Below are 25,925 nucleotides of genomic sequence, written 5' to 3'. Positions count from 1 at the left end.
AATCTACTACGATAAAAATGCGGATTTATTGTCCAAGCATACCTACCATAATGAAAAGAATGAAGACATAAAGGTAGTGCTATATTCTTATAACACTATATATTTATCTTATGCCATCTTGCGCACCATATTAGTTGACTGACGCGTTCTAGTCTATCGCAATCGTAGCGCTGGGCGACAATAAGCGTCGTATGACTCAACACGCCCTAACTTATAGTAAAAGGGTTTGTGCTATAGCTGAATTAATCAAGGAAAAACAACGGTTATATATCATAGCGTTATTGTTAGCTTTAGCGATGTTACTAGCTTTATATCCTCTATCAAAATCTACACTTGGCTATCAAATAACAAAAGCACTCAATTTAAGTTCTCTCTAAGCAAATTATCGCTATATGATAAGAGTAATTGATAAACTATTTTTCAGTAAAAATAGCAGAGGAGTTATCGATAATGCTAGATTTGGCAAACATGAGTCCTAAAGAGGTCAGGCAATTAATCCGCAATAATAAAATTAATAAATCTACTTCTGGCATGTGCAAAGGCCATATACAGGCAAACTTAGTCATTGTTCCTAAAGACTTGGCCTATGATTTTTTGTTGTTTGCACAAAGAAACCCTAAACCTTGTCCTGTTTTAGATGTCACAGATGTCGGTAGCGCAGAACCTAAGCTCATGGCGAAAGGTGCCGATTTAAGATTTGATGTACCAAAATATAATATATATAAATATGGTGAGTTAACAGATGAAGTATCTGATCTAACTGACTATTGGAGAGACGATCTGGTCGGCTTTCTCCTAGGCTGTAGCTTTTCCTTTGAAACTGCCATGCTAAATGCGTCAATTCCCATAAGGCATATCGAAGACAATCACAATGTGCCTATGTACGTGACCAATATAGAAACTGAGCCTGCTGGGAGATTCCATGGAAAAATGGTGGTCAGTATGAGACCAATACCGTATCAGATGGTGACCCGAGCCGTACAAGCAACGTCTAGGTTCCCTCAAGTACATGGCGCACCTATCCATATAGGAGATCCTAGCCTAATAGGGATAAAAGATATAAATCTGCCTGATTTCGGTGACTCATCGATAATAAAAGAGGGTGAAGTGCCTGTTTTTTGGGCCTGTGGTGTCACCCCGCAAAGTATAGCTATGACCAGCAAGCCTGAGCTTATGATTACTCATTCACCAGGGTATATGTTCATCTGTGATCCCAAAGATGAAGACTTGGCTGTCCTATAGTTTTTAGTTGAAAATATAGGGGTATGCCACGGTTGAATATTGTAATACTTCTTGTTATGTTGACCCTTAAATAAAGTAATGAATCCCTTTTTACTCTAATGGAATAGCTAATAATATGGATATTAATTTCACTGATCTAGAAAAGCTCATAAAGCTAGCGGAACGCTCTGATATACACTCGTTAAAAGTCACGGATGGCGATGCGCGTATCAATATTATTTGTCAGTCTAATGGCAGTGGCAGCGATCACCAAACGGCTAATCATACCAGTCATAGTAGCGGACAGCATCTAGAGACTAGAGACGATGTCAATGTAGGCGCTAACAGCACTGATGAAACCCCGCCTGCCGAAGACCAAAACAATCAAAGCAATCAAGTATCAGCCCCTATGCTCGGCACTTTTTATCGACGCTCAGAGCCTAGTGCTGATGAGTTTGTCAGCGTTGGCGATCAGGTTGAAGCAGGGCAGACGCTGTGTATTATTGAGGCGATGAAAATGATGCATGAGGTAAAAGCAGACGTGGCTTGTACTATCAAAGAGGCTTTGGTTGATGAAGGGGATGTCGTGGAGTATGGGCAGCCTTTATTTGTTATAGAGCCGCAATAGAGCCAAATAGCCAATAAACGCTATAGCCAATACTATATTCTTTAAAAAGACCAGCTTAGGGAAACTGATATGTTCTCAAAAATCTTGATTGCCAATCGTGGTGAGATTGCTCTGCGGGTTATCCGAGCTTGTAAACAGCTAGGTATTCAATCCGTCATTGCCTACTCAGAAGCAGATAAAGACTCGTTACCAGTGCGCTTAGCCGATGAGAAAATATGCATTGGCCCTGCTAATGCCACACATAGCTACCTCAATCAAAGAGCGCTTGTCTCCGCGGCAAAAATGACAGGCGCTGAGGCTATTCATCCAGGCTACGGGTTTTTATCTGAAAATGCAGACTTTGCAGCTTTAATCGAACAGTCGGGTCTGATATTTATTGGCCCAACAGCCGACAATATAAGAGAGATGGGAGACAAGGTCGAGGCCAAGAAGCAAATGATGCAAGCGGGCGTGCCCTGTGTTCCTGGCTCCGAAGGTGCTTTGCCGACTGATGCGGATCAAGTGATCAAGATTGCAAATGACGTCGGCTATCCTGTCATTATTAAAGCGGCTAGCGGTGGCGGTGGTCGCGGTATGCGTGTCGTCGACAAGCAGGACGATCTGTTATCTGCCATTTCTATGACCCAAACCGAAGCCAAAGCCAACTTTGGTAGTGATATCGTTTATCTTGAAAAATACTTGCAATTGCCTCGGCATGTTGAAGTTCAAGTCTTATCTGATACTCATGGTAACGCTATCTACTTGGGTGAGCGCGATTGCTCTATGCAGCGCCGCCATCAAAAAGTCATCGAGGAAGCACCAGCACCGGGTATTACCGATGAGCAAAGACAGCGGATAGGTCAAGCTTGTGCGACTGCCTGCCAGCAAATGCACTATAGAGGGGCTGGCACGTTTGAATTTTTATATGAAAATGGGGAGTTCTTCTTCATCGAGATGAATACTCGGATTCAGGTTGAGCATACTATTACTGAGATGGTCACAGGGGTAGATATCGTTCAAGAACAAATACGAGTCGCCGCAGGGCTACCGCTAGCCCATGAGCAAAGCGATATTATTATCACTGGACACGCTTTTGAATGCCGCATTAATGCTGAAAACCCTAATACCTTTTTGCCAAATGCGGGACGTATAGACTACTGTCATATGCCAGCAGGGCTTGGCGTCCGAGTGGACAGTCATGTTGAGTCCAATTATGTCGTGCCACCTTCTTACGATAGCCTAATTGCCAAAATGTGCGTGCATGATGCTTCAAGAGAGCAAGCGATAAAAAAGATGCAAGCGGCATTGTCAGAGGCGCAAATTACAGGGATTGATACTAATATCAGTCTTCATGAGCGCCTATTCAAAGATGCAGGGTTTTGTAAAGGTCAAATGAGTATTCATTATCTAGCGGAATGGATAACGGACAATATCTAAAGCTTGAGTGGCAATGTATAACGAAAATATATATAACCAAGACAGTGTATAACCAAGATAATGCAAAACAAAGATGATGGAGCGCACGCTAATGGATTTACAGTGGCAACTATGCAGTGAGACCAATCTGGTTTTATTCTTCCCTAAACCTATCACCTTAGAAAAACAGCAACAGTGCTGGGCGTTGGCAGATAGCATACAACAGCTGCCAGAGGTTATAGAAGTAGTGATTGGGATGAATACGCTCAGTGTATTTATAGCGCCGCTAGTATGGATCGAGCTACAGAGCTTTAAAGATAAGCTATCCGCGCTGCTTGATGATATCCCATCAAAGATAATCAATGGCAATCATGTTGAGATTCCAGTGCGCTATGGCGGTCAATATGGTCCTGATCTAAAGTCTATGGCCACTGAACTAGGCCTCTCGGTTGAAGCTGTGGTGAATCTGCATACCGAAGCGACTTATACCGTCTATTTCATTGGCTTTCAACCTGGATTTCCTTATCTTGGTGGCTTATCCGAATCTTTATATTTCCCAAGGCATGCTATCCCAAGAACGCAAGTACCCGCAGGCTCAGTTGGTATCGGCGGTGAACAGACAGGCGTCTATCCCTTTGAGTCTCCAGGGGGCTGGCAGCTATTAGGGCAGACTGATAGTGCTTTATTTGATTTAGACCAAGCGTCTCCTACCTTGCTAAACGCAGGCGATACCTTACAGTTTAGAGCTGTCGATATTCATGACTGACATCGCTATAAGTAATAGCTACATGAATAAAAAATATCAATAAAATAAAGAAATAAAAAATAAATAGAAATATAAAAAGGTAGCATCGATGAAGATTTTAACCACAAATGCGCTTGCTAGCATCCAAGACTCAGGACGATTTGGCTACCGAAGTATGGGGGTAGGTAGAAATGGCGTCATGGATAGCTGGTCATTGCAAGCAGGCAATGCTTTGATGAAAAACGATCTTAACGAGCCTGCTATTGAAATTGCTATGGGTGAGTTGATTGTAGAATTTGAAGAAAATGTCAGTTTTTGTCTAACCGGTGCGTTATACGAGGCTTATTTAGATGATAAGCGTATTGCTTGCTATTGGCGTATCAATGCGCAGGCAGGGCAAACCCTCAAACTCATACGCCCATTACAAGGGATGTATACCTATCTGTGTGTGCACGGTGGCTTTGATATAGAGCCTGTCCTGCAGTCTACTAGTACCAACCTAAAAGCTGGGTTCGGTGGCTTTGAGGGTAGATATCTCAAGGCAGACGATACCCTAAAAGTTAGAGCCGCCTCAAACTTACCTGTCATAGGGGTGGCAAGGCTTGTACCTACTCAGACTATTAGAGTGATAAAAAACAGCGAGTACGAATACTTTACCTCTGACTCAAAAGCGGCGTTTGAGTCGCAACAATGGCAACTACAAAGTAGCAGCAACCGTATGGGCTATCGCTTGAATGGTAACGCCCTTGAGTTTATTGAAGCTATACAGATGAGTTCGCACGGCGTCGATATCGGTATGATTCAAGTGCCGCCACAAGGTCAGCCGATTGTGCTGATGGCTGACGCACAAACCACAGGCGGCTATCCTAAAATAGCCACGGTGATTAACGCAGATATAGGGCTCATGGCGCAAATTAGATTTGGTAAAACCTGTCAATTTGCCATGGTAACCGTAGAGCAGGCATTATATGAACAGCAAAACCGACACTATTATATCGAGCAAATTAAGGAGTACGCCCATGAAAATTGATGCTTCAAAAACCGTCGATAGCGTTGACTTAAACGCCGACGTCGCCGAAGGCTGCGGCCAAGATGACAAGCTATTAACCATAGTTAGCTCGGCTAACGTCTGCTGCGGTCTTCATGCAGGCTCTTATGCCGAGATGTTAGCTACCTTGCAATTAGCGAAACAAAACAACGTTAGAGTAGGCGCGCACCCTGGACTAAATGACAGAGAGAACTTCGGTCGTACCAATCAATCCTTAGACGAGGGTGAGTATCGAGCCTTGATGGCTTATCAGTTGGGCGCGACAAAAGCGCTCTGTGACTTGGTTGGGGTTTCATTAGAGTATGTCAAACCACACGGTGCTTTGTATAATCAAGCAGCCAGCGATGAGAAGCTATCAGATATCTTGGTCAGCGAAATAAAGCGTTTTGATCCCACTTTAAAAGTGATGGGTTTATCAGGGGGCTATCTAGTCAAATCAGCCAAAAACCATGGCTTAGAGGTGATATCAGAAGTATTTGCCGATAGAAACTATGAAAAAGATGGCTCATTGGTCTCTCGCAGCAAAGATAACGCGGTAATAACCGATACTGACGAGGCCGTTAAGCATGTATTGCAAATGCTTAACGAAGGAGAAGTCACTAGTATATGTGGCGCGACGGTGCCAGTAGAGGCGCAAAGCATCTGTTTACATGGTGATGGTGAACACGCCATTTTATTTGCGCAGGAGATAAAGAAGCAGCTAGAGCTTCAAGGTATTGAGATATCGGCTTAATATCAGCTTAAAAATAGTTTGAACCACCTACTCTGTATAAAACAAGGATGTATATGAGTACCTTAAAAAAACACAATACTGCTATTTTGGGTGCCGCTTTTTTGATGGCGACCTCAGCAGTAGGGCCAGGGTTTTTGACCCAAACGGCTACTTTTACCGAAAGCCTAATGGCTAGCTTTGGTTTTGTCATCCTCATATCTATTATTATGGATATTGGGGTACAGCTTAACGTTTGGCGAATAGTTGCAGTATCCAAAAAGCGTGCGCAGGAAATTGCTAACTTAGTCTTTCCAGGGGTTGGTTATTTGCTAGCTTTCCTGATTATCGCAGGGGGACTGGCTTTTAATATCGGTAATATCGGTGGCGCTGGGCTTGGCATGCAGTCAATGTTCAATATCTCGCCGATCACTGGTGCACTGATCAGTGGGGTGATTGCTGTTGCTATATTTTTAGGCCGAGAAACTGGGCCTATGATGGACAAGTTCGCGCAATTAATGGGCTTTATTCTCATTGTATTGATCATTTATGTGGTATTCAAATCTGACCCGCCATTAGCCGAAGCCGTCACTAAGACCATCATGCCCGACAAGATTGATGCAGTCGCTATCGTCACTTTAGTTGGCGGTACCGTCGGCGGTTATATCACTTTCTCTGGCGCGCATCGCTTGCTAGAAGCTGGCGTGAGTGGTGAAGAAAACCTAGCAGACGTTACTAGAAGTTCAGTAACGGGTATTTTAGTGGCCTCTGTTATTCGCGTATTCTTATTCCTTGCTGTTTTAGGCGTGGTTTCTCAAGGTGTTTCATTGGATCCTGCGAACCCAGCCATGTCACCTTTTCAGTACATCTTAGGCAACACTGGTAAAGTTATTTTTGGTATTGTAATTTGGGCTGCTTCTGTAACCTCTGTCATTGGCGCAGCTTATACCTCTGTCTCTTTTATGACCAACTTTCATCCATTTATCGAAAGACATAAGCGCTATTTTATTATTGGTTTTATCATTATTTCGACATTCGTATTTGCCACTATTGGCAAGCCCGCTCAAGTATTAGTCTTGGTTGGTACGTTAAATGGCTTGGTGCTGCCTATCGCTATGGTCATTATTCTTATTGCCGCTTATAGAAAAAACATTGTTGGTAATTATAAGCATCCGATCTGGATTGCCGTGCTTGGTTGGGTCATTGCTATATCAATGACTATATTAAGCGTAATGACTATTATGCAATATCTTGGAATGAGCTAAAAGACAAATCAAGGAGTCTATTATGGATATAGAAAAAGTGGCACGTGTCGTTGGACTGGTCGAGAGCAGTCAGTTGCATGAAGTAACCATTGTCAATAATGGGCAGTCTATTACGGTGGTCAATAGAGTAGATCAACAGGGTAGTAACAGTCCCATCGAGACAGTAGCAACAGCGCCTACTGATAAGGGCAAAGATAGTGGCAATAAGAGTTTGCAAGTATCTGCTACTCATGTCGGTCAAGTCTACCTAAGTGAAGATGCTACTACTGATCCTTTAGTTAACAAAGGTGATCGTGTTGCAAAGGGTCAAACCGTCTGCTTTATTGATGAGCTGACCCGCTTGTTACCTGTCGTCAGTGATAAAAACGGGACCATCAGTGATATCTTAGTTAAAGAAGGACAGAATGTAGAATATGGTCAGCCTATCTTTAGTTTGGAGGCATAAAATTTTAAAGGTATAAAAAGTTAAAAGTATAAAAAACGCTAACGTATGAGGGCATGCTACCATCCGTCAGCTTGCATGGCTTATCAGCTAGTTCAGCTTAAGTATACAAATTTATGCTGAGCTGGCTAAGGTTGCCCCTGTAAGCTGGCTGACCCCGTGCCACCATTTTTTTGGCAGAGAATGGTATAACCCATAAAAACTCTTGATTTATTTCCATATGTCTATATTATTGGACATATGGAAATAATAAATGCTACTGCCAGCTTTGCTGCGCTCTCTCAAGACACTCGATTAAACGCTTTTCGTCTGTTGGTCAGTCATGAGCCTGATGGTTTGCCTGCTGGTGATATCGCACGCGCGCTTGATGTGCCGCATAATACGATGTCGGCGCACTTAGCTGTGCTTGCGCGGGCAGAATGGGTAACCTCACAACGACAAAGCCGCCAAATTATCTATCGGGCTTCCCTCACACATATGGAAGAGGTCATTCAGTTCTTATTAAAAGACTGCTGTAGCGGTCATCCAGAGCTATGTAGCTTGCTTGTGGACAGCTTGAGTGCCTGTGACATTGACACATCCGATACATCCGTTAAGCCTAGTGGTTAAGCTACTATTATTTTTGATAATACAAACCCTTCTAATTTTATAATTTGCTAACAGAATAAAAGGTCGTTATGACACCCATTATTTTTCACAATCCTAACTGTGGCACCTCTCGCAATACCTTAGCTATCATCAAAGCATCAGGCGAAATACCCAACGTCATTGAATACCTAAAAACACCGCCTACCCGTGAGTATTTACTTGAGCTATTAGCAGTGATGAACATATCTGCGCGTGAGTTATTACGCCGAAAGGAAATGGTTGCGTTGGGGCTGGATGATGCAGAATTATCCGATGATCAGCTTATTGATGCCATGATGGCGCATCCTATTTTGATCAATCGTCCTATTGTAGTCACCTCTAAAGGCGCTGCACTGTGCCGACCTTCAGAGCGAGTGTTTGAATTATTAGATAACCCAGTGAGCCACTTTATCAAAGAAGATGGCGAAGTGCTTTACTCTGCTAAAGGGGACGCATTGCAAGATTCTATTGATCGACATGAGCTACCCAATATAGAGGCCGCTGAGCTACAGCCGATCGATATCAACGCTCTGATCAGTGCAACTGATCCCCGTCATCCACCAAAGATATTAGTGTTATACGGCTCTCTGCGCACACGCTCGTTTTCTAAATTGGCAAGCGAAGAGGCCAGTCGGCTATTGCGCTGGTATGGTTGTGAGGTACGTACCTTTGATCCCACAGGTCTACCCCTGCCTGATAGTACTGATGCCGATCACCCAAAGGTACAAGAACTGCGTGAGCTAGCCGCGTGGTCTGAGGGCATGCTATGGGTCAGCCCTGAACGTCATGGCAGTATCACTAGCATTATGAAAGCGCAGATAGATTGGATTCCACTATCACTAGGTGGCATCCGTCCGACACAAGGCAAGACCTTAGCAATAATGCAAGTTAGTGGTGGCAGTCAAAGCTTTAATACCGTCAATCAGCTGCGTATCTTGGGGCGCTGGATGCGCATGATTACCATGCCCAATCAGTCGTCTATTCCCAAAGCTTTTTTAGAGTTTGATGATAATGATCGTATGCTGAGCTCGTCTTTATATCAGCGGGTTGTCGATGTCTGTGAGGAGTTGGTTAAATTTACATGGCTTACTCGTGGACGCTCAGCTTATCTAACTGATCGCTATTCAGAGCGTGTGGAGAGTGCAGAGGCGCTGTCACAACGCGTGAATCAGAAACCGATTTAACCCGAGAGCCTATTTAACGTTACCGTTTTTGATATTTTTTAATATCTTTGCTTTTTTAAGGCATTTGTATGCTCGCATTAGCAATTTTTATTGTCACTTTGACTTTAGTAATATGGCAGCCAAAAGGACTGGGCATCGGTTGGAGTGCGATGGGTGGCGCTTTAGTGGCGCTATTGTTCGGTGTAGTGCAGTTGTCTGATGTGGCTGTCGTCTGGGATATTGTTTGGGATGCTACTTTTACTTTTGTCGCGCTGATTATCATCTCTTTGATATTGGATGAGGCAGGGTTTTTTGGTTGGGCCGCGCTACACGTTGCTAGATTGGGCAAGGGTCAAGGTCGACGGCTATTTCCGATGATTGTTATTTTAGGCGCATTCATTGCCGCCTTTTTTGCTAATGACGGGGCGGCGTTATTGCTCACGCCTATTGTGATCGCCATTCTACTGCGCCTTGATTTTGCACCCAAATCAGCCTTGGCCTTTATTATTGCGACGGGCTTTATTGCCGATACCGCAAGCCTACCTTTAGTGACCTCCAACCTCGTCAATATCGTTAGCGCTAATTATTTTAATATTAGTTTCGGTCGCTATGCTTTGGTGATGGTGCCCGTGAATATCGTGTCAGTTATCGCGACATTATTAGTATTATGGGTCGCCTACGCACGCCATATTCCCAAGCATTACGAGATAGATAACCTAAGTTTGCCACAATCCGCTATCAAAGATCCGTTAGTTTTTAAAGCGGCCTTTCCATTATTGACCTTGTTACTTATCGCTTATTTTGCTACTGAGTCATTAGGACTGGTGATTTCAGTGGTGACAGGTATTGCAGCGCTAGTACTGATGGCCATTGCAGGTCGCTGGTGGCAAGGCGGCCGTGATACCAAGTTGTCTGTGACTGATGTTTTGCGCAAAGCACCTTGGCAGATCGTGTTGTTTTCAATCGGGATGTATTTGGTAGTTTATGGCTTAGGTAATGCTGGATTGACCGCTTACGGGGCGCAAGTGCTTAATTGGCTCGGACAGCAAGGCAATGTTGTTGCTACACTAGGGACTGGCTTTTTATCCGCTATTGTTGCCTCAGTCATGAACAATATGCCATCAACCCTGATCGGCGCACTTGCTATTGATAGTGCCCAAGTACCAGCGGCTACGCGTGAGCTAATGATTTATGCCAATGTCATTGGCAATGATTTGGGGCCAAAATTCACCCCAATAGGTAGCTTGGCAACCTTGTTATGGCTACATGTACTGGCAGAAAAAGACTATAAAATCAGCTGGGGTCAGTATATGAAAGTTGGTTTGTTAATCACGCCACCTGTACTATTCATCACCTTGTTAGCTTTGGTGTTTTGGTTGCCGATGTTAACCAGCATTTAATTTAGCAGGCACCTATTTGCACCAAAGCTGCGTCATGGTTGATATGCTATCAACTGTGATGACAAGAATTATCAGCAAGTGCATTCAGTATCCCGCATGATTTAGCTGGAGCTGCACTTGCACATTTTTGTCGTAACACCAGTAGATGCTGTTTTAATTGCGCCGACTCCTCCATACGTATTTTGACCGCTTCAATATGCTCATCGAGTAGCACATTGACCTCATCGCAGTTCTCCTCAGGTTTGTCCCAGTACTGAAGTAGCGTTCGTACTTCATCCAAAGTCATATCGAGCGTCCGACAATGTAAGATAAATTGTAGACGTTCAATATGCGCTTCACGATATAACCGATAATTACCTTGGCTACGCGCAGGCTCTGGTAACAATTTCTCTTTTTCATAATAGCGAATGGTTTCGACCGTTGCACCTGTGCGTGTGGCAAGCTCGCCAATTTTTATTAGCATGTTTGTCTACTCAAATAGAGTTTCTGTTATCTAAAACTATAAAGTTAACGAGATCGCCTTTTTCAATTGAGATGCTAATGTCCATCGCGGCTATCGGTGCTCTTGTTATTGGAGAGGCCGAAGAAGCGGCTGATCGTGCCCGCACAGGCATCAAAGCCTTATCTTCGCTAGTGCCAAAGACTGCTATCTTATTGGACGCGCAAGGACAACAGCGTCAGGTACTAGCGACTGCATTGCTGTTTTTAATAATTGCTCATTGCTAAATGCTACTAAGCTTTTTTATCAAAATTTTGTGGAAACAGCGCGCGAGCAGCGACGTCATCAAAGTCAGTTTTGAATTCGATATCTTGCGCAATCTCTCGTGCTTCTTGTACAGCAGAACGCTCATTAATACTCATAAACCAACGTTTTAAATTGGGATAATGCTCTAATCCGTCATTACCTAAGACAAAAGCGGCTTTGTCGATCCAGCCCCACGCAGATATATCGGCAATCGAGTACTCATCGCCAACCAGATAATCGCGACCTGCCATGTGTTTTTCTAAAACCTCATAGTGACGCTGCGCCTCTCGCAGATAACGGTTGATCGCGTACGGCACTTTTTCAGGCCCTTTATGTCTAAAATGTACCGACTGACCAGAAAATGGTCCTAAGCCTGTCGCTATAAACATTAACCACGACAACATCTCACCGCGATCTTCAGGTTTCCCTGCTAACTTTCCAGTTTTCTCAGAGAGATACATTAAGATAGCGGTTGAATCAAAAACGCGCTTACCATCGTCAACAATAGCTGGTGTTTTAGCATTTGGATTAATAGTTAGATATTCTGGCGTATGCTGTTCACCTTTCATAGTATCAACAGCAATGAGCTCATAGGGTAGACCAGTTTCTTTTAAAAATAGCGCAACCTTCATTGGATTTGGCGTCTGATGAAAATAAAACTTAAGCATAGTGGTTCCCATAACATTATTATTTTGACAGTAGTAAAGGTAATTAAATATCAATACTGTAGAACCAGCTACCGAAATCAAGTTTAACGAATGACTTCAGTAGCTGGTTCTAGCAAACGTTGAGTTATTGAGCTTATTATTCTCAATTTCTATAATTATTTAAAAGTTAAGCTTAGATATGCGTACCGCGAATAGGGTAGTCGTTTTCTCGAATAAAGCTTAAGCCACTTGCCAGCGACTCAAGTTCAGGTCGTGCAAACGGAGCATTTGAGATATCAATGATATGAATTTCACCTTTGGCATTAATCACGAATACACCAGGCTCTGCAAAAGGATGGTCAGTCTCTTTTTCTGAACGTGGGTCAGAGATATAAAGCCCCAAAGTATTCATCTGCTCAACGCTTAGGCCATAAGCAATCGGGAAGTTGATATCTATCTTCTCTTCTAAGTGACTCTCTAACTGTTCTTTACTATCCGCTGATACCGCAATGATATCGACACCAGTATCATAAAATGATTTTTTGACCGTCTCTAATTGATTAAGGTATTTAGTACAAATCGGGCAGTGTTGACCGCGATACACTACCACTAATTTCCAATCATGACCGTTTTCAGGTTTGCCAAGTGATTTCGTATCACCATTTAGCATGGTTACTTCGATATCAGGGAATTTGCTGCCAGCTTGTGGTTTTTGGGTATTAGCATTTTGCATAGTTCTATCCTTTGACGTTTGTGTTGAAGGGAATGATTTGACTTGAGCTTTGATGCTTAGTCAAATAGGAAATATTTTTTATCAATGAACAAATTTAGTATAAGTACCTTTTAGGTTTGAAGCTGTTTAATAATCTGATCGCTAAGTGTGACCAGATCTAAGGCCATAAAGTCTGGTACTGGCACATTGGACGCAGGCAACATGGCATTGTAAGGGCGTTTGAGGAACGCGCCTTGACAGCCAGCTGCTTGCGCGCCAATCGTATCCCACAGATGACAAGCGACAAGGCAGAGCTCTGATGTCTCAACCGATAACTCTGTGGCTACCATCTGGTACGTCTCAGGCGCAGGCTTGAATTTTTCTACGCTTTGAACGCTAAAGTTATGCTCAAAAAACTCACTCAATCCTGCTCTTTCTAACGGTGTAGGAGAGTCACTAGGTGATGAGTTGGTGAGGGTAACTAAGCGAAACCCTGCATCGCGCAATTGAGTTAATGCTGGCACGGCATCAGGATGAGCAGGCATTTTGCTCATGCGCTCTTTTAGCTCATCAATATCGTCCTCTGTCAGAGCAACGTTATGAATATCAGCAGTCATCTGCAAAGCACCAATGCCAAGCTCACCAAAGGGCGTATAAAGTCCCGATAAGGTCATGGCTTGCGAGTACAGTATCAATTGAGCGAACCACTCTCTTAATATACGCTCGTGACCAAATAGGCGCTTAAACAAAGGTGCAAGCGTTTCGATATCAAGTAAGGTTTCATTGACATCAAAGACTAGAATAGAAGAAGGTTTATCGTGCGCAGTTTTATTTTGAGTCATTGAATATCCTCGTTACCATGGTTTTATAATATTGAGTTATACTTTTAATGCTTAACTCTAAAGGAGATAGAATAGCGCTTCAAGTTAATTTGAGTAATCGCTCAAATATTTTTGTTATTTTGGATAAAAATTAGAATCTGGCGAATATTAGATCACTGTAAGGCTTGACGAAATTCTTGAAACTCTTCAGATTGATCCAGTAAAAGAGTGCCTAAAGCGCGCAGGTCATCAACTTGCGCTGGTTGCAAACGAAAGGTCGTCGGCAGAGCATCGAACTTTGCACGCTTCGTTTTATCTTTGATCTGATCAAAGGTCAATGTAGCAAAATGCACTTCAACCTGAGGAGACCCTGCTGGTCGCTGAGCGTTGACATGCTCGCCCCATTGTAAAAATTCTTTTTTAGCGGATAAAATAGTTTCATTATTTAAAGTACCCAAGGCAACTTCGCTCGCCGCCGAAATAGTCTCGATGAAACTCGGATCTTCGCTCTGAACGGACCACTCATGCTCTGAGTAAGTTTGGGCGTTGGCGACGACGACCAGCACTTGTTTGACCTGACGCAACTTGTCAGGACTGAACGCGCCTGCCATATTAGGGACATCACCATATTGAGTCACAGGGCTCATCATCGAGCCACGTACGCCTAAATTATCAGTGACTCCGCCATCTACCAACCGTACCACTGGCATACGGTCTGGCTGCGAATATCGATCCAATGCACGGGCTATGGCATAACTGCGTGGCAAATGATCGTCTTGATTGAGCGCTTTTTTGACCCAAGGCTGAGAACGCTGAGGACAGTCAGAAAAATTGCGTAGGGCAATAGGGGCAAAGATACCAGGCACAGAAGATGACGCCATTACCGCATTGGCCACAGGATAGCTCGATAAGTCTGAACATAAAAAATTGAACTGCTGCTGGGTGAACGAAAAAGTCATAGCGTTATTTAGATCGCTTGCATTAAGAATAACAAACGGCAATTTGCCACGGCCCATGTCAGCAAAGCTCTTTTGTCGAAATAAGCTCTCATGTAAGTTATTGGCTACTAGATCACCGCGATTATATTCAGAGCTACTCATCGCTATCAGGCTTTGTGGTCGTATCGCAAGCCTCATCAGTCGTGACTGCCAATCCTCATATAAGAACTCTGGCGCAAATCGCTCAAAGATTTCATCACCAAATAAGCCATAATAAGCGGCGGTGTAGCTCCCACCTGATACTGAAGAGATGACATCCACTTCATCTAGTAGTCTGCGCTCCACGCCATTTATCATCACTGGCGTATCACGTAGCTTTTCGAGTACGCCATAGCTCAGTGCTGCTGCGCGCGTACCGCCACCAGAGAAAGCAAGCACCACGAAAACATCATCTGAATTACTTGGCAAGTTATTTTTAAAATTATAACGAGTACTTGTCTTCTCTGTTATTGGCATGTTCCAGACTCGCGGCGTACAACTGGTCAGCAGAAGGAATAAAGAGATAAGGATTATCAATAACCACATAATGCGCAATCGAGAAGACACACTTAGATTGGAGAGTTTTTGAGACAGACTGCCATTGTGAGTAAACAAATTTTTACGCATGTAAGTAGCCTCGACGGTAGTGGACGCTTATGTGGTTTGACTATCCTATCTTAAGCACTATTTATAAACTTTAACTAGACTGTTATAGCGAGTCAAGATAAAATTGAGCAATCACTCATATTGCAAAGTCGTTTTTGTTTACTTTAGCTCTATTAAATAACTTTATGACTGTAAAAATGGAATGAATTATGGCTCGTGCACAGCTTCACAATAGGCAAGACTCTTTAGATAGAGCATTACAGCTGTTTTGGCAAAAGGGGTTTCATGCCACCTCTCTAAAAGACTTGGAAAAAGCACTTGATATGCGACCAGGTAGTATCTACGCCGCTTTTGGCAGTAAAGATGGGTTGTTTCAAGAAGCGCTTGAGCATTATGCGCACAAAGCTATGGTCGAGTTGCAACGTACTCTACAGGCGCACAGCTCACCATTATTAGGATTAGCCGCATACTTACGTTTGCTAGGCGGCATACGTGATGAAGTATTGCCGAGCCGAGCTTGCATGCTAGTCAAGAGCTTACTAGAGCTGGGTCAACGTGAAGAGCTGGCATTGGATAAAGTTGAGACGATGTTAGCTGGAATGGAGACTTATTTTACGAACTGCTTTATTGAGTCACAAGGCTTAGGTGAGATTGATCAACAGCTAGATCCTATCCGTCTTGGGCGTCGCTTACAGGCTGAGGTCATGGGTTTGCGTGCCTTTGCTCAGCGTGATGTCGATAGTCGCGCTGTCCATGAAGTTGCCGAGGATATGGCACTATCGCTAGAAGCGCTTTATCAGGGTGATATCAATAACAGGGCAGTAACCAGTTAATAAGCCATTCATTTGTTCTGAAATGGCATCACTAGCAAGCGCCACAATGAGGCGTTTCGTTTAGCAGTAGGATATTCAATCAAACCGATATCAAGTTGATTATCGGTTTTTTTTGCGACATCTTTATAGCTACCAAATAACTTATCCCACCAAATGACGCTAAAGCCATAGTTTGAGTTGGTCTCGCTGACAACTTGGCTGTGGTGTATACGGTGCAAAATTTGGGTCATCAATATAAGGCGAGCTGGCTTTTCAATGGCTGCTGGCAGGCGAATATTAGCATGATTAAACAATGCCAAACCATTTAGCGCGATCTCAAATATAAGGACGGCTATCGCAGGCACACCTAGAGTAATAACGGCAATCAACTTTATGAGAATACTGAGTATGATTTCAAACGGATGAAACCTAAGTCCAGTACTGGTATCGACATGCGTGTCGGCATGGTGGACTCGATGCAGTCGCCATAAAATAGGAACACGATGAAACAGTCGATGTTGCCAATATATTAAAATGTCGAGCAACACTAAACTTATTACAATGACTACGATGCTTGGCAACTCTATTAGGTTAAATAAGCCGATACCATTCTGTTGGGTATAAATTGCTACTGCAGTGAGACCAACGGGCACTGTTAGGCGGGCGATAAGCGATGAGGCAAATACTAAACCAAAATTTGCGAACCAACGCTTACTACTTTTAATGGACGATTGTCGTGCTGGTTTTCGCCATTCTAGCAACATCATTATGACTAAAATGCTAAAAAAGAAGCCAAGTCGCCACCATACTTCATGCGTCATCGGTTGCTCCATTCGTTTCGGTCTCTATATTGCTTTGTATATTGTCTTCTTGGCGTTTGAGGGTATGGTAGCCACCGTGTATACGGGTAAAAATAGTAATCGTACAAGCAATGGCGAATAGCGTTGCGAACAAGGCGAAATGCTGCGGCCAAATACAAAAGGCGATAAAAAGCGCAATGGTTTCGGTGCCTTCGGTGAGACCATTGAGATAATAAAAGCTTTTATATTTAAACTGTGGTTTTTCAATATCGAACTTCTCTGCTGCAATGGCAAAAGCTAAAAAGCTTGAGCCAGTACCCATAAATGTCGCTAATAGTAAAGCGCCAGCAATAGCGTTCTGGGCAGGGTCAGCAAGAATAAATCCAAATGGAATCGCTGCGTAAAATAAGAAGTCGAGGGTAATATCTAAGTACCCGCCAGCACTCGAGCATTGGTTAGCATATCTTGCCAGCTCACCGTCAAGCCCATCAAAAATACGGTTTAAAGCAATAGCCGCTAAGGCTCCATACCAATGTTCAAAGGCAAGTAGTGGTACTGCTAGCATGCCGATCAAAAAACCGACAACGGTTAATTGATCCGCCGTTATACCATAGCCATGTAGCTTCTTTACTACTGGACACAGTACAGGCTTAATAACAGGCGTAATATATTTATCTAACATTCATTACCTTTTGGCATTAAGTCTTTTAAGTGACAACTTATCACTCTAATATTAAGGTTTTAAACCGCTACTTGGATCACCTTGCCTTGTGTAGCTTCAGCATCACTATGATCATGAGTGACCATAATAGCAGGCAAGTTGCGCTCACGTATTTGCTCAAAAACTAACTGACGCGTCTCGACTCTTAATTGGGTATCAAGCTTACTAAACGGCTCATCGAGTAAAATAGCTTTTGGCTCGCTAAGCAGTAATCGTAATAAGGCTACGCGTGCTTGTTGGCCACCTGAGAGCGTGTCTGGATGACGATCGCCCATACCCGCTAAGCCTAATTGCGTCAATGCTTCGTCTATTTTTTCCAGCCGTTGTTTTTTATTGATCTTTTTACCATTTTCTTTATTAGCTTTAGGCATCGCAAAGGCAATATTACCCGCGACTGATAAGTGCGAGAATAGTAACGCATCTTGATACAGCACCCCAATATGACGCCGATGAGTTGGAAGGTGATTAATGCTTTGACCGTCCAATATTATCTCGCCACGAGCACTAAAACTACTGGTAAGCGTACCTGTTAGCCAGTTCAATAGACTCGATTTGCCGCTACCTGAAGGTCCCATGATAGTGAGTATCTCGCCACCATTGACTTGCTCATTGAGACTAAGCAGTTGCTTATCTTGCAAGTAGAGCGTTAAGTTTTTTATCTGTAGAGCGGATTGCATACCGATACCTTTTATAGAGTGGACTTCTATCTCACAAGAGCTGTTAGCGATCATCTGTACTAATACTTTTTACTGTTAAGCCTTGACACTTGACCGTGCTAATTCGCCACTTTGACTTGAATATTCAGACTTTGGCGCTTTTATACAAATACTTCGGTAATATCCATGCCAAAGCAAAACCAACAAGTGGCAAAATCATTTGGATAATGGCATATACAGCACTAGTGCGACGGCTGGCGCCATTGGCAAGGGTAACGGCCTCAGTGGTTATTGTCGCTATACGACCACCACCTGCCAGCAAAGTCGGCAAATATTGTCCAAAACTAACCGCTAGTCCCAAAGCAATGGCTATCAAAATAGGCGCAAAAAGTTGTGGCAATTTTACTTGAAAAAATACTTTGCTAGGGGCGGCACCGAGACTTGCAGCAACGTTAGCAAAGCGCGGATCTAAACGCCGATAACTACTAGATAACGATAAAAAAGTGTAGGGCAGTACAAATAGCAAATGGGTAAAGGCGACATTAAAAAAAGCCGTTTGGTTATTAACCAGTTGCTGCAACCACACTAAGCCAAACAAAAAGGCAATACTGGGTACCATCAGCGGTAAATAGATGATCAAGCTAATAAAAGGCGAGATGATTCGACCCGTCAACTGCTCTGATTCTAGACATAGTAACGTCAGTACAATCGCAAATGCTGTGGTCATAAAACCAATCGTTAGCGTGTTAAATAGCGGAATGCCCATTTGTGTAAAAGAGCTTTGATAATGCAACAACACTAACTGCTCTGGCAATGCCGCTGGAAAACGCCAAAAGCCTGCAACAGACCACATCACCAAACCCGCCGTGGCTAGCACTATAAAACCGATAATTAAAACAGTGAGCACTACAGTGACACGTTGCCAGAGCACATCGTTATATTGACGTCGACCGTTGGTCAAAGAGCCACGGGATATAGTGTTGATTGCTTTTTCGCCAGATATCCATAGGGCAATTAAACCGCCCGTCAATAAAAGCTGTAATACTGCCCCAGCAGACGCTTTAATCCGCAAGTTTAGATCGACATCATTAAACCATTGTACGATAGCAACGGCAAGGGTCGGAGGCGTATTAGGACCTAGTATTAAAGGTATCTCAACGCTAGCACTAGCATAAGCGAGTACTGCAAATAAGGGCAGGCGCAATAGCGGATAAAGGCTTGGCCATACCACTTTAAAAAAGGCAGTCATTGGATAGTAACCTAAGTTAACTGCTACTTTATAATGCCCGCGCAATTTTTTACCTAGCTCGGGCTGAGCTAACACGCCTAACGCCATCAGTACTAAAAAAGGCATCTCTTTTAGCGTTAAGCCTAGAATAATACTAATACCATAAGCATCATGCGGCAGTATGCCTTGTGGCGCTAGCTCCCAACCCGTCAACCAAGGTGAAATCAGCCGAGCAAACATCCCTGATGGCGCAATCAAAAACCCAACAGCAATCGCTGCCGCTGCATGTGGAATCACCAAGATAGGGCTAAATAAGCGCTCGATACGGTTTAACCATTGGCTATTAAAAAAGGTTGCCAAAATCATCACAGTGAGGATCATGGCCAGCAAAGTGCTAATAAAACCTGTTGCTATACTCAAACTGATCATCTTAATCAGCCCCGGCGTTTGCCAAAGCGCTGCAAAACCTTGCAGACTAAAGGTGGTCTGATCCAGTGCTGGTGCCCAACCAAAAGCCGGCAATAGCACACTGAGCAAACCCCCAAGTACGGGCACGATCAAAAGTATCAATAACAGGCGCGGACTCATAGTCACCAGGCGCGTAAAGCGATCAGGTTTGTATCGTCCGGTAACTGCCTTATGGTTCGGTTCTTTGGTGAGCGTATTATCAGGTGTTGTACTCATGAGCTCGCCCCATAACGTTGCTCCCAGCCCTGCAAAATTGCTGCAACCCAACTTGGATGCGGTTCGCTGACCACACGTTTAATGCTATTTACAGGTAAGGCACTCGGATGTGGCTGGCTAGATCTAAATAGCGCTTGTTGCTCAGTAGTGAGCGTAGATTGTACTAACACAGTGCGATCACCCCAGACCGTTGGGATCTGCTTCTGTGCCTGAGCTTCAGGGCTAAGTAAAAAATTAGCAACCAGTTGTGCGCCAGCTTGATGGCTGGCGTTATAAGGAATAGCAACAAAGTGAGTATTGCTTAAGCTGCCATCATCCATCGCGTAGCTACGAATACTTTTCGGCAGATCATACCGTTGTACGGCTGCTGGCACAGTAGGTGCGGAGAAAGTAAACGCCAAGCTCAGCTCAGTATCACCAACCAAACGCTGCATCTGCTCCCCACTTTGCATAAAGTAGTCGCCATTACGCCATAACGAAGGATGTAATTCATCCAAAAATGCCCACAGTGGCTCTAGTACCAGCGCTGTATTTTGCTCCGTTGCAGGCTCATTGAGCTGTGCTGATAGGTTTTTTTCGATACTTTCAGCTCTTTGCTCATGCAGCATAATCAAAGCATACTTCAAAAAACTCATACCCAAAAAGTCAGGTGGCTTTGGATAGCTAAAGCGTCCAGGATGTGCCGCGCTCCAGCTTGCAAGCTCACTTAACGTGGTCGGTGGTTGATTGTCTATTGAACCATCAATGGCTAAGTTATCATAATAAAAAGTGAGTGATGCCTGACCCCATGGTGATTCCATACCGTCGGTCGGAATACCAAAGTCGAGCGTTACTGTAGGGTTATTAGCAGGATCGGTAAGCGCAAAATTAGGGAGCTTATTGGCCCATTGTTTGCGTAGCAATGAGTGCTCGCTCATAGTGGCAAAATTAGCACCATTGATCCAAACCAAGTCAACACTACCTTGGCTATTATTATTCGCAGATTTCTCTGCCAGTACGCGACTGACGGCTTCGCTCGTATCGCTGAGTTTGACATGCACAAGATTAATGTTGTACTTAGCTTTGACTTGACGAGCGACCCATTGCAAATAGGCATTTATCTGCGGATCACCGCCCCAAGCATAGAAATAAACGTCTTGGTTTGACCCTTGTGTCTCTATTTGCTGCCAGTAGGGTGACTCCTTAACCGTTGCGCGAGTGTTAGTTATAGCCATACTCGAAGCTATACTGACTACAATAAGAACAATGACAAGCGCTATCCAGTGATAGCGATAGCGGGTTAATAGTGACCTAGGAGTAGTAATGAGCATCTCAATTCCATTTTGAGCGATAGGGGCTATTCTTTATCTATGAATTTCTGTTTAATTCTTACGATAAGTAGGTTTCATAATCTTTAAAACCTACGTGTAGTTACTACTTAGATACTAGCCTCGACGCCAAGTATGGTATTTTTCTACCCAGTTTAATACGGTCTCAGGTGCATGGGCTTTTTTCCATTCACCAGCGACAGACTTGTTGCCCTCAGCCCAAGTAGGATAACTATGAATCGTACCGAGTATTTTATTGAGTCCTAAGCCATGTTTCATCGCTAAGACAAATTCTGCTAATAAGTCGCCTGCATGCTCAGATACGATGGTAACCCCAAGGATCTTATCCTTGCCTTTAGGCGTAATGACTTTGATAAAGCCTTTCGTCGCTCCCTCTGTGATGGCACGATCTAGCTCTTCAAATTCAAAACGGGTAATCTCAAAGTCGATGCCTTTGTCGATAGCTTCTTGTTCATTTAAGCCAACGCGAGCCACTTCTGGATCAATAAACGTTGTCCATGGTATCACTCGATAATCAACTTTGAATTTTTTTAAATGACCGAATAAACCGTTAACAGCGGCGTACCATGCTTGATGAGCAGCCACATGAGTAAACTGATAGGGACCCACGATATCGCCTGCCGCATAAATATTGGGATAGAGAGTCTCTAAGTATTCATTGGTGACAATCGTGCGATCTGTCTCAATTCCCAAGGCTTCAAGGCCATAACCTGTCAAGCGGGCACTACGACCAACGGCACATAGGAGTTCATCGTATTCAATAGCCATCTCAGCATCATTATGTTTGACTACGATATATTTTTTATCGTCACGTGACTCACAGCGTATGGCTTGATGTGAGGTGAGAATATCAACGCCACTTGTGGTCAATGACTTATGCGCAAAGTCAGATACTTCGGTATCCTCTTTACTCATAATACGGTCACCCATCTCAATCTGCGTGACCTCTGAGCCGAGCCGTGCAAAGCTTTGTGCCAGCTCACAGCCGATAGGGCCACCGCCAAGCACGACTAGCTTCTTAGGCGCTTCATCAAATTGTGCAAATTTATCCCATAAAGTGTCGCTGGTGACATAACCTGTCTCTTCAATACCTGGTAATGGCGGTACAAAGGGGCGTGCCCCTGTGGCGATAACGATAGTACGCGCGGTGAGTGTCTGGCTGCCACCGTCGTTAAGTTTAATCTCTACTGTCCACGGATCGACTAAAGTGGCGTACCCCTTCAGAACTTCTACTCCCAAATCAGCATAGCGCTCAACACTATCATGCGGGGCGATATCAGCGATGACTCGATGTACGCGTGCCATCACTCTTTTGAATGAAAATTGCGGGGTCATAGCGTCTAAGCCATAAAGCTCACCGTTACGTATTTGCTCAGCGACTTTAGCACTTTTGATAATAGATTTGCTTGGCACACAGCCATAGTTTAGACAGTCGCCGCCCATCTCACCCGCTTCAATCAAGGTCACTTTTGCTTTTACGGCAGCTGCAATGTAGCTCGTTACTAATCCGCCCGCACCTGCACCAATGACGATCATATTGCGATCGAATTTTTTAGGTTTAGTGTAGCCTTTATATACTTTGCGTCTTTTAAACATGTTTAAGATGCCTTTGGCAATGAATGGGAAAATACCCAATAAAGCAAACGACATTATCAATTTAAAGGATAGGATACCTGACAAGCTCTCTATCTGCGCCAGCTGTGTCCCAGCATTCACAAATACAAAGGTACCTGCCAACATACCTAATTGGCTGACCCAATAAAACGTCCATGTCTTTATAGAAGTCAGGCCCATTAATAAGTTAATAAGGAAAAAAGGAAACACGGGCACTAGACGTAAGGTAAATAAGTAAAAACCACCTTCTTTTTTGACCCCAGCATCGATAGCCGCTAGACGTTCTGGAAAACGCTGCTGGATAGTATCACGTAACACGTAACGCGATACCAAAAAGGCTACTGTAGCGCCGATAGTTGAGGCAAAAGAGGCAATGAGCAGTCCTTGAACTAGACCAAACAGCGCCCCTGCTGCTAGCGTCAAAATAGTAGCGCCAGGTAGGGAAAGGGCAGTGACGACCACATAGAGTAAAAAGAAACCGCCGATGATGAGGACTGGTGATTGCTCTTTATACTGACTAAATTGATCCATCGAGCCTTTCAGGCCTTCAAGGGTGAGCAATTGGTTCAGGTCAAAGTAGAAGAACAGAGCAATCACTATGGCTGCAATTAATAATAAAACTATTTTCTTAATCATAATACATCCGTATCATCAGCATTGAAGCGTTTAGTATCTAGAAGCTCTGGAGTGGTTTTGCTGTTTTACCTAAAGTAAAGGTATCCCAATCTCTCAACAAGAAAAGCGCTATACATGCCGCTAACATAGGCCACGCTGCAAAAAATAGTAAATTATCAAAAGGTTTTAGATATAAACCAAAAGTCGCTAGCGTTGAGACGCTATGAAATAGCAACACAATGCCATAAGTCCAAACCTTAAATAGTCCGACTACAAACAGAAGTATCAGCACCATCTGTAAGCTACCCATCACATAAATCAGAGTATTACCTAAATCCTCCATGGCATAAAATTTAGAAAAAACACCTGCTGTGTGGTCAGGGTTCACGAATTTGTCGAGTGTCCAAAATAGGAACACAATAAAAATACCAATACGAAGTAGTAGCAGTGAAAGCGGCAAATGTTTTGGCATGTCGTGCACCTTTTAAGATTTGTGTTAACTGTTGTGGATAGCGAGTGTTAGAAGAGACTATAGTTTTTAGCTAAACCACTGATCCTTCTTTACTATAGGTATCACTCTAACGCTCTTACTATTATTTTTGAATGATTGCTCAAATTTAGTGACAGTCATGCTACTTAAGTATGACTTTAGTACTGTTTTTAAAAATGTCTAACTATCTTCAAGAACAGTGCTTTTGGCTAAGCTTTTAATGTTGATTCATTTAATAGGGTACAACAATGAGCTTTATCTAGTCTGGCATTTCAGACAGTTGATTTATAATGCTGATATAGCTCTCAACCCCTTGAGCACCGCTAACTAAGTGACGACCATTGAAAATAACTGATGGCACGCTTTGAACACCTTGTTCACGTGAGTGCTGTATGGCCTCGCGTACGTCTTTGGCAAAACGCTGATCTGCAATGACCGCTAATGCCTCGCTGCGATCTAACCCAATATTTGCTGCAATATCGGCAAGCACGTCACTATCAGATACATTGCGACTATCAGTGAATTGGGCCGTAAAAAGTGCCAGCTTTAAGTCGTGCATACGCCCTTGCTGATCCGCCCAATGTAGCAGTTGATGCAGGTTAAAAGTATTATACGTTCGCGTATCTTCATGGAAATTGAACTCAAAGCCAACCTCGCTACCAGCTTGGGTCATTCTCGCTCGGCTGGCATCAGATTCTTGCTTACTTGAGCCATACTTGCCCATAATATGCTCATACAAGTTTCGTCCTTCAGGCGGTGTATGTGGGTTTAGCTCGAACGGATGCCATTGTATCTCATACGCTACACCGCTTTCTTCCAATGCCTTTGCTAGCTGGTGATAGCCGATAGCACACCAAGGACAAACAACGTCCGATACGATATCTATGCGCAGTGGTTGCTCTGATGATAACTGCTTTGAGTTTTCCATATGCTCTCTCGCTAATAGTTGTCTATAACTTGGTTGTTATCTATGAGTTTAATCAAAAAAACTGCCACCCAATTATCTCGCAGGTAACAGTCTTCTGAAAATAGCATAAAAAGACTAAAGGGGTTATGGCAACATCAAATTAATTGTCGCCTTAACTTATATATTTAGTCGGCTTAATTAGTTTGAATCGTTAGTCGACTTTGTGCCATTCAAACTTTTGGAATGGTTTGTCTATCGGAGTGTTAGCAAGATGATTGGTGTAGTTACTCATTACTTTTTGCGCGGCACCAAGAATGACTTCTAAAACCTGACGCTTGGTAAATCCAGCATCTAAAAACGCTTGTACCGCGCTATCATCGACGTTACCACGATCTCGAACGACGGATAGCGTAAAGTTGCGCAGTGCTTCAAGCTTTTCAGTTGGTAGCAGCGTTTCATTACGCAGTGCTTCCGTGATAGCGTCATCTACTTTCATACTTTTAGCGATACCCGTATGGGCAGGAACGCAATAGTGACAAGCATGCTCGACATTAATAGTCTGCCACACGACGGTGGTTTCTTCGTCGTCAAAACTGCTGTCTAAAAATAATTGATGCAAACGCTGATAGCCCTCAAGTAGTCCCGGTGCTTCTGCCATAACCGCATGTAAGTTGGGTACCATGCCAAAAGCACTGATAGATACGTCAAGCAAGGCTTGGCTGTCTGTTGGGGCGCTTTGTTTATCGTGAAGGGTAAATTCAGTCATAATAGATCCTAATTTTATATTTAGTGGTATAAGTGACTCAAATTAAAAATTCTATCAATTTGAGTAAGTGCTCAATTTGTAATATAGCATTGCTTAAATTGAACGACATGAACCACTATAAATGAATTTGAGTGATTGCTCAACATCAATTTG

27 protein-coding genes and 1 pseudogene are annotated in these 25,925 nt (G+C 43.5%); 14 read left to right on the top strand and 14 right to left on the bottom strand.

The window, feature by feature from the left end; all coding sequences use genetic code 11:
• The first annotated feature begins 495 nt into the window (after positions 1-495).
• The 12 genes and pseudogenes from Q9G97_RS07280 to Q9G97_RS07225 all read left to right on the top strand — a co-directional run bounded on the left by Q9G97_RS07280 (position 496) and on the right by Q9G97_RS07225 (position 10,643).
• Positions 496-1,242, top strand: coding sequence for a putative hydro-lyase (locus Q9G97_RS07280; RefSeq protein WP_305900297.1), 747 nt, complete (start codon positions 496-498; stop codon positions 1,240-1,242).
• Between the two features lie 115 nt (positions 1,243-1,357).
• Entirely contained in the window at positions 1,358-1,849 is a 492-nt protein-coding gene (gene accB / locus Q9G97_RS07275) for an acetyl-CoA carboxylase biotin carboxyl carrier protein (RefSeq protein ID WP_305898257.1), read from the top strand.
• A 69-nt stretch (positions 1,850-1,918) separates the two neighbouring features.
• Positions 1,919-3,265 (top strand): acetyl-CoA carboxylase biotin carboxylase subunit, encoded by a 1,347-nt coding sequence (gene accC, locus Q9G97_RS07270; protein WP_305898256.1) that lies wholly within the window; start codon positions 1,919-1,921, stop codon positions 3,263-3,265.
• A gap of 73 nt (positions 3,266-3,338) precedes the next feature.
• On the top strand, positions 3,339-4,010 hold the full coding sequence (pxpB, locus tag Q9G97_RS07265) for a 5-oxoprolinase subunit PxpB (RefSeq protein WP_305898255.1): 672 nt from the start codon (positions 3,339-3,341) through the stop codon (positions 4,008-4,010).
• An 88-nt stretch (positions 4,011-4,098) separates the two neighbouring features.
• Positions 4,099-5,019: a biotin-dependent carboxyltransferase family protein gene (locus tag Q9G97_RS07260; protein WP_305898254.1), complete on the top strand. Its 921-nt coding sequence runs from the start codon at positions 4,099-4,101 to the stop codon at positions 5,017-5,019.
• A complete protein-coding gene (pxpA, locus tag Q9G97_RS07255; RefSeq protein ID WP_305898253.1) occupies positions 5,009-5,770 on the top strand; it encodes a 5-oxoprolinase subunit PxpA in 762 nt (253 codons plus the stop codon). The genes Q9G97_RS07260 and pxpA overlap by 11 nt, the downstream gene beginning before the upstream one ends.
• A gap of 53 nt (positions 5,771-5,823) precedes the next feature.
• Complete coding sequence (locus Q9G97_RS07250; RefSeq protein ID WP_305898252.1) at positions 5,824-7,011, top strand: NRAMP family divalent metal transporter; 1,188 nt, start codon at positions 5,824-5,826, stop codon at positions 7,009-7,011.
• 22 nt (positions 7,012-7,033) lie between these two features.
• Positions 7,034-7,456 carry a biotin/lipoyl-containing protein gene (locus Q9G97_RS07245; protein ID WP_305898251.1) on the top strand — a complete coding sequence of 141 codons (423 nt, stop codon included), beginning with the start codon at positions 7,034-7,036 and terminating at the stop codon, positions 7,454-7,456.
• A gap of 237 nt (positions 7,457-7,693) precedes the next feature.
• Positions 7,694-8,062: a helix-turn-helix transcriptional regulator gene (locus Q9G97_RS07240; protein ID WP_305898250.1), complete on the top strand. Its 369-nt coding sequence runs from the start codon at positions 7,694-7,696 to the stop codon at positions 8,060-8,062.
• A 68-nt stretch (positions 8,063-8,130) separates the two neighbouring features.
• Positions 8,131-8,409 (top strand): annotated as a pseudogene (locus Q9G97_RS07235) (arsenate reductase family protein); the annotation flags it as partial.
• Between the two features lie 138 nt (positions 8,410-8,547).
• Positions 8,548-9,264, top strand: coding sequence for an arsenical resistance protein ArsH (gene arsH / locus Q9G97_RS07230; RefSeq protein ID WP_371747935.1), 717 nt, complete (start codon positions 8,548-8,550; stop codon positions 9,262-9,264).
• Between the two features lie 68 nt (positions 9,265-9,332).
• Complete coding sequence (locus Q9G97_RS07225) at positions 9,333-10,643, top strand: arsenic transporter (RefSeq protein WP_305898249.1); 1,311 nt, start codon at positions 9,333-9,335, stop codon at positions 10,641-10,643.
• 49 nt (positions 10,644-10,692) lie between these two features.
• Here the strand turns inward: Q9G97_RS07225 and cadR are convergent, their stop codons facing one another.
• Positions 10,693-11,106, bottom strand: a complete 414-nt coding sequence (gene cadR / locus Q9G97_RS07220) for a Cd(II)/Pb(II)-responsive transcriptional regulator (protein WP_371747863.1) — start codon at positions 11,104-11,106, stop codon at positions 10,693-10,695.
• Positions 11,107-11,183: 77 nt separating this feature from the next.
• On the opposite strand from cadR, the gene Q9G97_RS07215 reads away from it, so the two are divergent.
• Positions 11,184-11,369, top strand: a complete 186-nt coding sequence (locus Q9G97_RS07215) for a hypothetical protein (RefSeq protein WP_305898248.1) — start codon at positions 11,184-11,186, stop codon at positions 11,367-11,369.
• 6 nt (positions 11,370-11,375) lie between these two features.
• Here the strand turns inward: Q9G97_RS07215 and Q9G97_RS07210 are convergent, their stop codons facing one another.
• From Q9G97_RS07210 to Q9G97_RS07195, 4 genes are all read right to left on the bottom strand, one after another.
• Positions 11,376-12,056, bottom strand: coding sequence for a glutathione S-transferase family protein (locus tag Q9G97_RS07210; RefSeq protein WP_201573463.1), 681 nt, complete (start codon positions 12,054-12,056; stop codon positions 11,376-11,378).
• Between the two features lie 172 nt (positions 12,057-12,228).
• Entirely contained in the window at positions 12,229-12,768 is a 540-nt protein-coding gene (locus Q9G97_RS07205) for a peroxiredoxin-like family protein (protein ID WP_305898247.1), read from the bottom strand.
• Positions 12,769-12,878: 110 nt separating this feature from the next.
• Positions 12,879-13,589, bottom strand: a complete 711-nt coding sequence (locus Q9G97_RS07200; RefSeq protein WP_305898246.1) for a haloacid dehalogenase type II — start codon at positions 13,587-13,589, stop codon at positions 12,879-12,881.
• A 152-nt stretch (positions 13,590-13,741) separates the two neighbouring features.
• Positions 13,742-15,172 (bottom strand): patatin-like phospholipase family protein, encoded by a 1,431-nt coding sequence (locus Q9G97_RS07195; protein WP_305898245.1) that lies wholly within the window; start codon positions 15,170-15,172, stop codon positions 13,742-13,744.
• 188 nt (positions 15,173-15,360) lie between these two features.
• Here Q9G97_RS07195 and Q9G97_RS07190 point away from each other — a divergent pair, with 188 nt between their 5' ends.
• Positions 15,361-15,984, top strand: coding sequence for a TetR/AcrR family transcriptional regulator (locus Q9G97_RS07190; protein ID WP_305898244.1), 624 nt, complete (start codon positions 15,361-15,363; stop codon positions 15,982-15,984).
• An 8-nt stretch (positions 15,985-15,992) separates the two neighbouring features.
• Here Q9G97_RS07190 and Q9G97_RS07185 read toward each other — a convergent pair whose 3' ends face one another.
• The 9 genes from Q9G97_RS07185 to Q9G97_RS07145 form a co-directional block, all read right to left on the bottom strand.
• Entirely contained in the window at positions 15,993-16,784 is a 792-nt protein-coding gene (locus tag Q9G97_RS07185; protein ID WP_305898243.1) for a sterol desaturase family protein, read from the bottom strand.
• Positions 16,774-17,445 (bottom strand): CDP-alcohol phosphatidyltransferase family protein, encoded by a 672-nt coding sequence (locus Q9G97_RS07180; protein WP_305898242.1) that lies wholly within the window; start codon positions 17,443-17,445, stop codon positions 16,774-16,776. The genes Q9G97_RS07185 and Q9G97_RS07180 overlap by 11 nt, the downstream gene beginning before the upstream one ends.
• 59 nt (positions 17,446-17,504) lie before the next feature.
• The gene (locus Q9G97_RS07175) at positions 17,505-18,215 is read right to left on the bottom strand and encodes an ATP-binding cassette domain-containing protein (protein WP_305898241.1); all 711 of its coding nucleotides are present in this window, start codon (positions 18,213-18,215) and stop codon (positions 17,505-17,507) included.
• 70 nt (positions 18,216-18,285) lie between these two features.
• Positions 18,286-20,052: an ABC transporter permease gene (locus Q9G97_RS07170; protein ID WP_305898240.1), complete on the bottom strand. Its 1,767-nt coding sequence runs from the start codon at positions 20,050-20,052 to the stop codon at positions 18,286-18,288.
• Complete coding sequence (locus Q9G97_RS07165) at positions 20,049-21,266, bottom strand: ABC transporter substrate-binding protein (RefSeq protein ID WP_305898239.1); 1,218 nt, start codon at positions 21,264-21,266, stop codon at positions 20,049-20,051. The genes Q9G97_RS07170 and Q9G97_RS07165 overlap by 4 nt, the downstream gene beginning before the upstream one ends.
• Before the next feature lie 210 nt (positions 21,267-21,476).
• Complete coding sequence (locus Q9G97_RS07160; RefSeq protein WP_305898238.1) at positions 21,477-23,630, bottom strand: FAD-dependent oxidoreductase; 2,154 nt, start codon at positions 23,628-23,630, stop codon at positions 21,477-21,479.
• A gap of 37 nt (positions 23,631-23,667) precedes the next feature.
• Positions 23,668-24,081: a hypothetical protein gene (locus tag Q9G97_RS07155; RefSeq protein WP_305898237.1), complete on the bottom strand. Its 414-nt coding sequence runs from the start codon at positions 24,079-24,081 to the stop codon at positions 23,668-23,670.
• A 277-nt stretch (positions 24,082-24,358) separates the two neighbouring features.
• Positions 24,359-25,027 (bottom strand): DsbA family protein, encoded by a 669-nt coding sequence (locus Q9G97_RS07150; RefSeq protein WP_305898236.1) that lies wholly within the window; start codon positions 25,025-25,027, stop codon positions 24,359-24,361.
• A gap of 190 nt (positions 25,028-25,217) precedes the next feature.
• Positions 25,218-25,772: a carboxymuconolactone decarboxylase family protein gene (locus tag Q9G97_RS07145; protein ID WP_305898235.1), complete on the bottom strand. Its 555-nt coding sequence runs from the start codon at positions 25,770-25,772 to the stop codon at positions 25,218-25,220.
• Positions 25,773-25,925 lie beyond the last annotated feature (153 nt).

The organism is Psychrobacter sp. M13 (assembly GCF_030718935.1).
GTDB lineage: Bacteria > Pseudomonadota > Gammaproteobacteria > Pseudomonadales > Moraxellaceae > Psychrobacter > Psychrobacter immobilis_G.
The sequence above is the reverse complement of the archived record's forward strand: the minus strand, read 5'-3'. Positions and strand labels throughout refer to the sequence as shown.

Coding starts and splice junctions, on each gene's coding strand:
- pxpB (WP_305898255.1), top strand. CDS start 3,339: ATGATGGAGCGCACGCTAATGGATTTACAGTGGCAACTATGCAGTGAG.
- Q9G97_RS07185 (WP_305898243.1), bottom strand. CDS start 16,784: ATGACGCATGAAGTATGGTGGCGACTTGGCTTCTTTTTTAGCATTTTA.
- accC (WP_305898256.1), top strand. CDS start 1,919: ATGTTCTCAAAAATCTTGATTGCCAATCGTGGTGAGATTGCTCTGCGG.
- Q9G97_RS07155 (WP_305898237.1), bottom strand. CDS start 24,081: ATGCCAAAACATTTGCCGCTTTCACTGCTACTACTTCGTATTGGTATT.
- Q9G97_RS07250 (WP_305898252.1), top strand. CDS start 5,824: ATGAGTACCTTAAAAAAACACAATACTGCTATTTTGGGTGCCGCTTTT.
- Q9G97_RS07175 (WP_305898241.1), bottom strand. CDS start 18,215: ATGATCGCTAACAGCTCTTGTGAGATAGAAGTCCACTCTATAAAAGGT.
- Q9G97_RS07195 (WP_305898245.1), bottom strand. CDS start 15,172: ATGCGTAAAAATTTGTTTACTCACAATGGCAGTCTGTCTCAAAAACTC.
- Q9G97_RS07150 (WP_305898236.1), bottom strand. CDS start 25,027: ATGGAAAACTCAAAGCAGTTATCATCAGAGCAACCACTGCGCATAGAT.
- Q9G97_RS07225 (WP_305898249.1), top strand. CDS start 9,333: ATGCTCGCATTAGCAATTTTTATTGTCACTTTGACTTTAGTAATATGG.
- Q9G97_RS07145 (WP_305898235.1), bottom strand. CDS start 25,772: ATGACTGAATTTACCCTTCACGATAAACAAAGCGCCCCAACAGACAGC.
- Q9G97_RS07260 (WP_305898254.1), top strand. CDS start 4,099: ATGAAGATTTTAACCACAAATGCGCTTGCTAGCATCCAAGACTCAGGA.
- Q9G97_RS07165 (WP_305898239.1), bottom strand. CDS start 21,266: ATGGCTATAACTAACACTCGCGCAACGGTTAAGGAGTCACCCTACTGG.
- Q9G97_RS07180 (WP_305898242.1), bottom strand. CDS start 17,445: ATGTTAGATAAATATATTACGCCTGTTATTAAGCCTGTACTGTGTCCA.
- Q9G97_RS07160 (WP_305898238.1), bottom strand. CDS start 23,630: ATGATTAAGAAAATAGTTTTATTATTAATTGCAGCCATAGTGATTGCT.
- Q9G97_RS07190 (WP_305898244.1), top strand. CDS start 15,361: ATGGCTCGTGCACAGCTTCACAATAGGCAAGACTCTTTAGATAGAGCA.
- accB (WP_305898257.1), top strand. CDS start 1,358: ATGGATATTAATTTCACTGATCTAGAAAAGCTCATAAAGCTAGCGGAA.
- Q9G97_RS07215 (WP_305898248.1), top strand. CDS start 11,184: ATGTCCATCGCGGCTATCGGTGCTCTTGTTATTGGAGAGGCCGAAGAA.
- Q9G97_RS07245 (WP_305898251.1), top strand. CDS start 7,034: ATGGATATAGAAAAAGTGGCACGTGTCGTTGGACTGGTCGAGAGCAGT.
- Q9G97_RS07210 (WP_201573463.1), bottom strand. CDS start 12,056: ATGCTTAAGTTTTATTTTCATCAGACGCCAAATCCAATGAAGGTTGCG.
- Q9G97_RS07240 (WP_305898250.1), top strand. CDS start 7,694: ATGGAAATAATAAATGCTACTGCCAGCTTTGCTGCGCTCTCTCAAGAC.
- cadR (WP_371747863.1), bottom strand. CDS start 11,106: ATGCTAATAAAAATTGGCGAGCTTGCCACACGCACAGGTGCAACGGTC.
- Q9G97_RS07170 (WP_305898240.1), bottom strand. CDS start 20,052: ATGAGTACAACACCTGATAATACGCTCACCAAAGAACCGAACCATAAG.
- pxpA (WP_305898253.1), top strand. CDS start 5,009: ATGAAAATTGATGCTTCAAAAACCGTCGATAGCGTTGACTTAAACGCC.
- Q9G97_RS07200 (WP_305898246.1), bottom strand. CDS start 13,589: ATGACTCAAAATAAAACTGCGCACGATAAACCTTCTTCTATTCTAGTC.
- Q9G97_RS07205 (WP_305898247.1), bottom strand. CDS start 12,768: ATGCAAAATGCTAATACCCAAAAACCACAAGCTGGCAGCAAATTCCCT.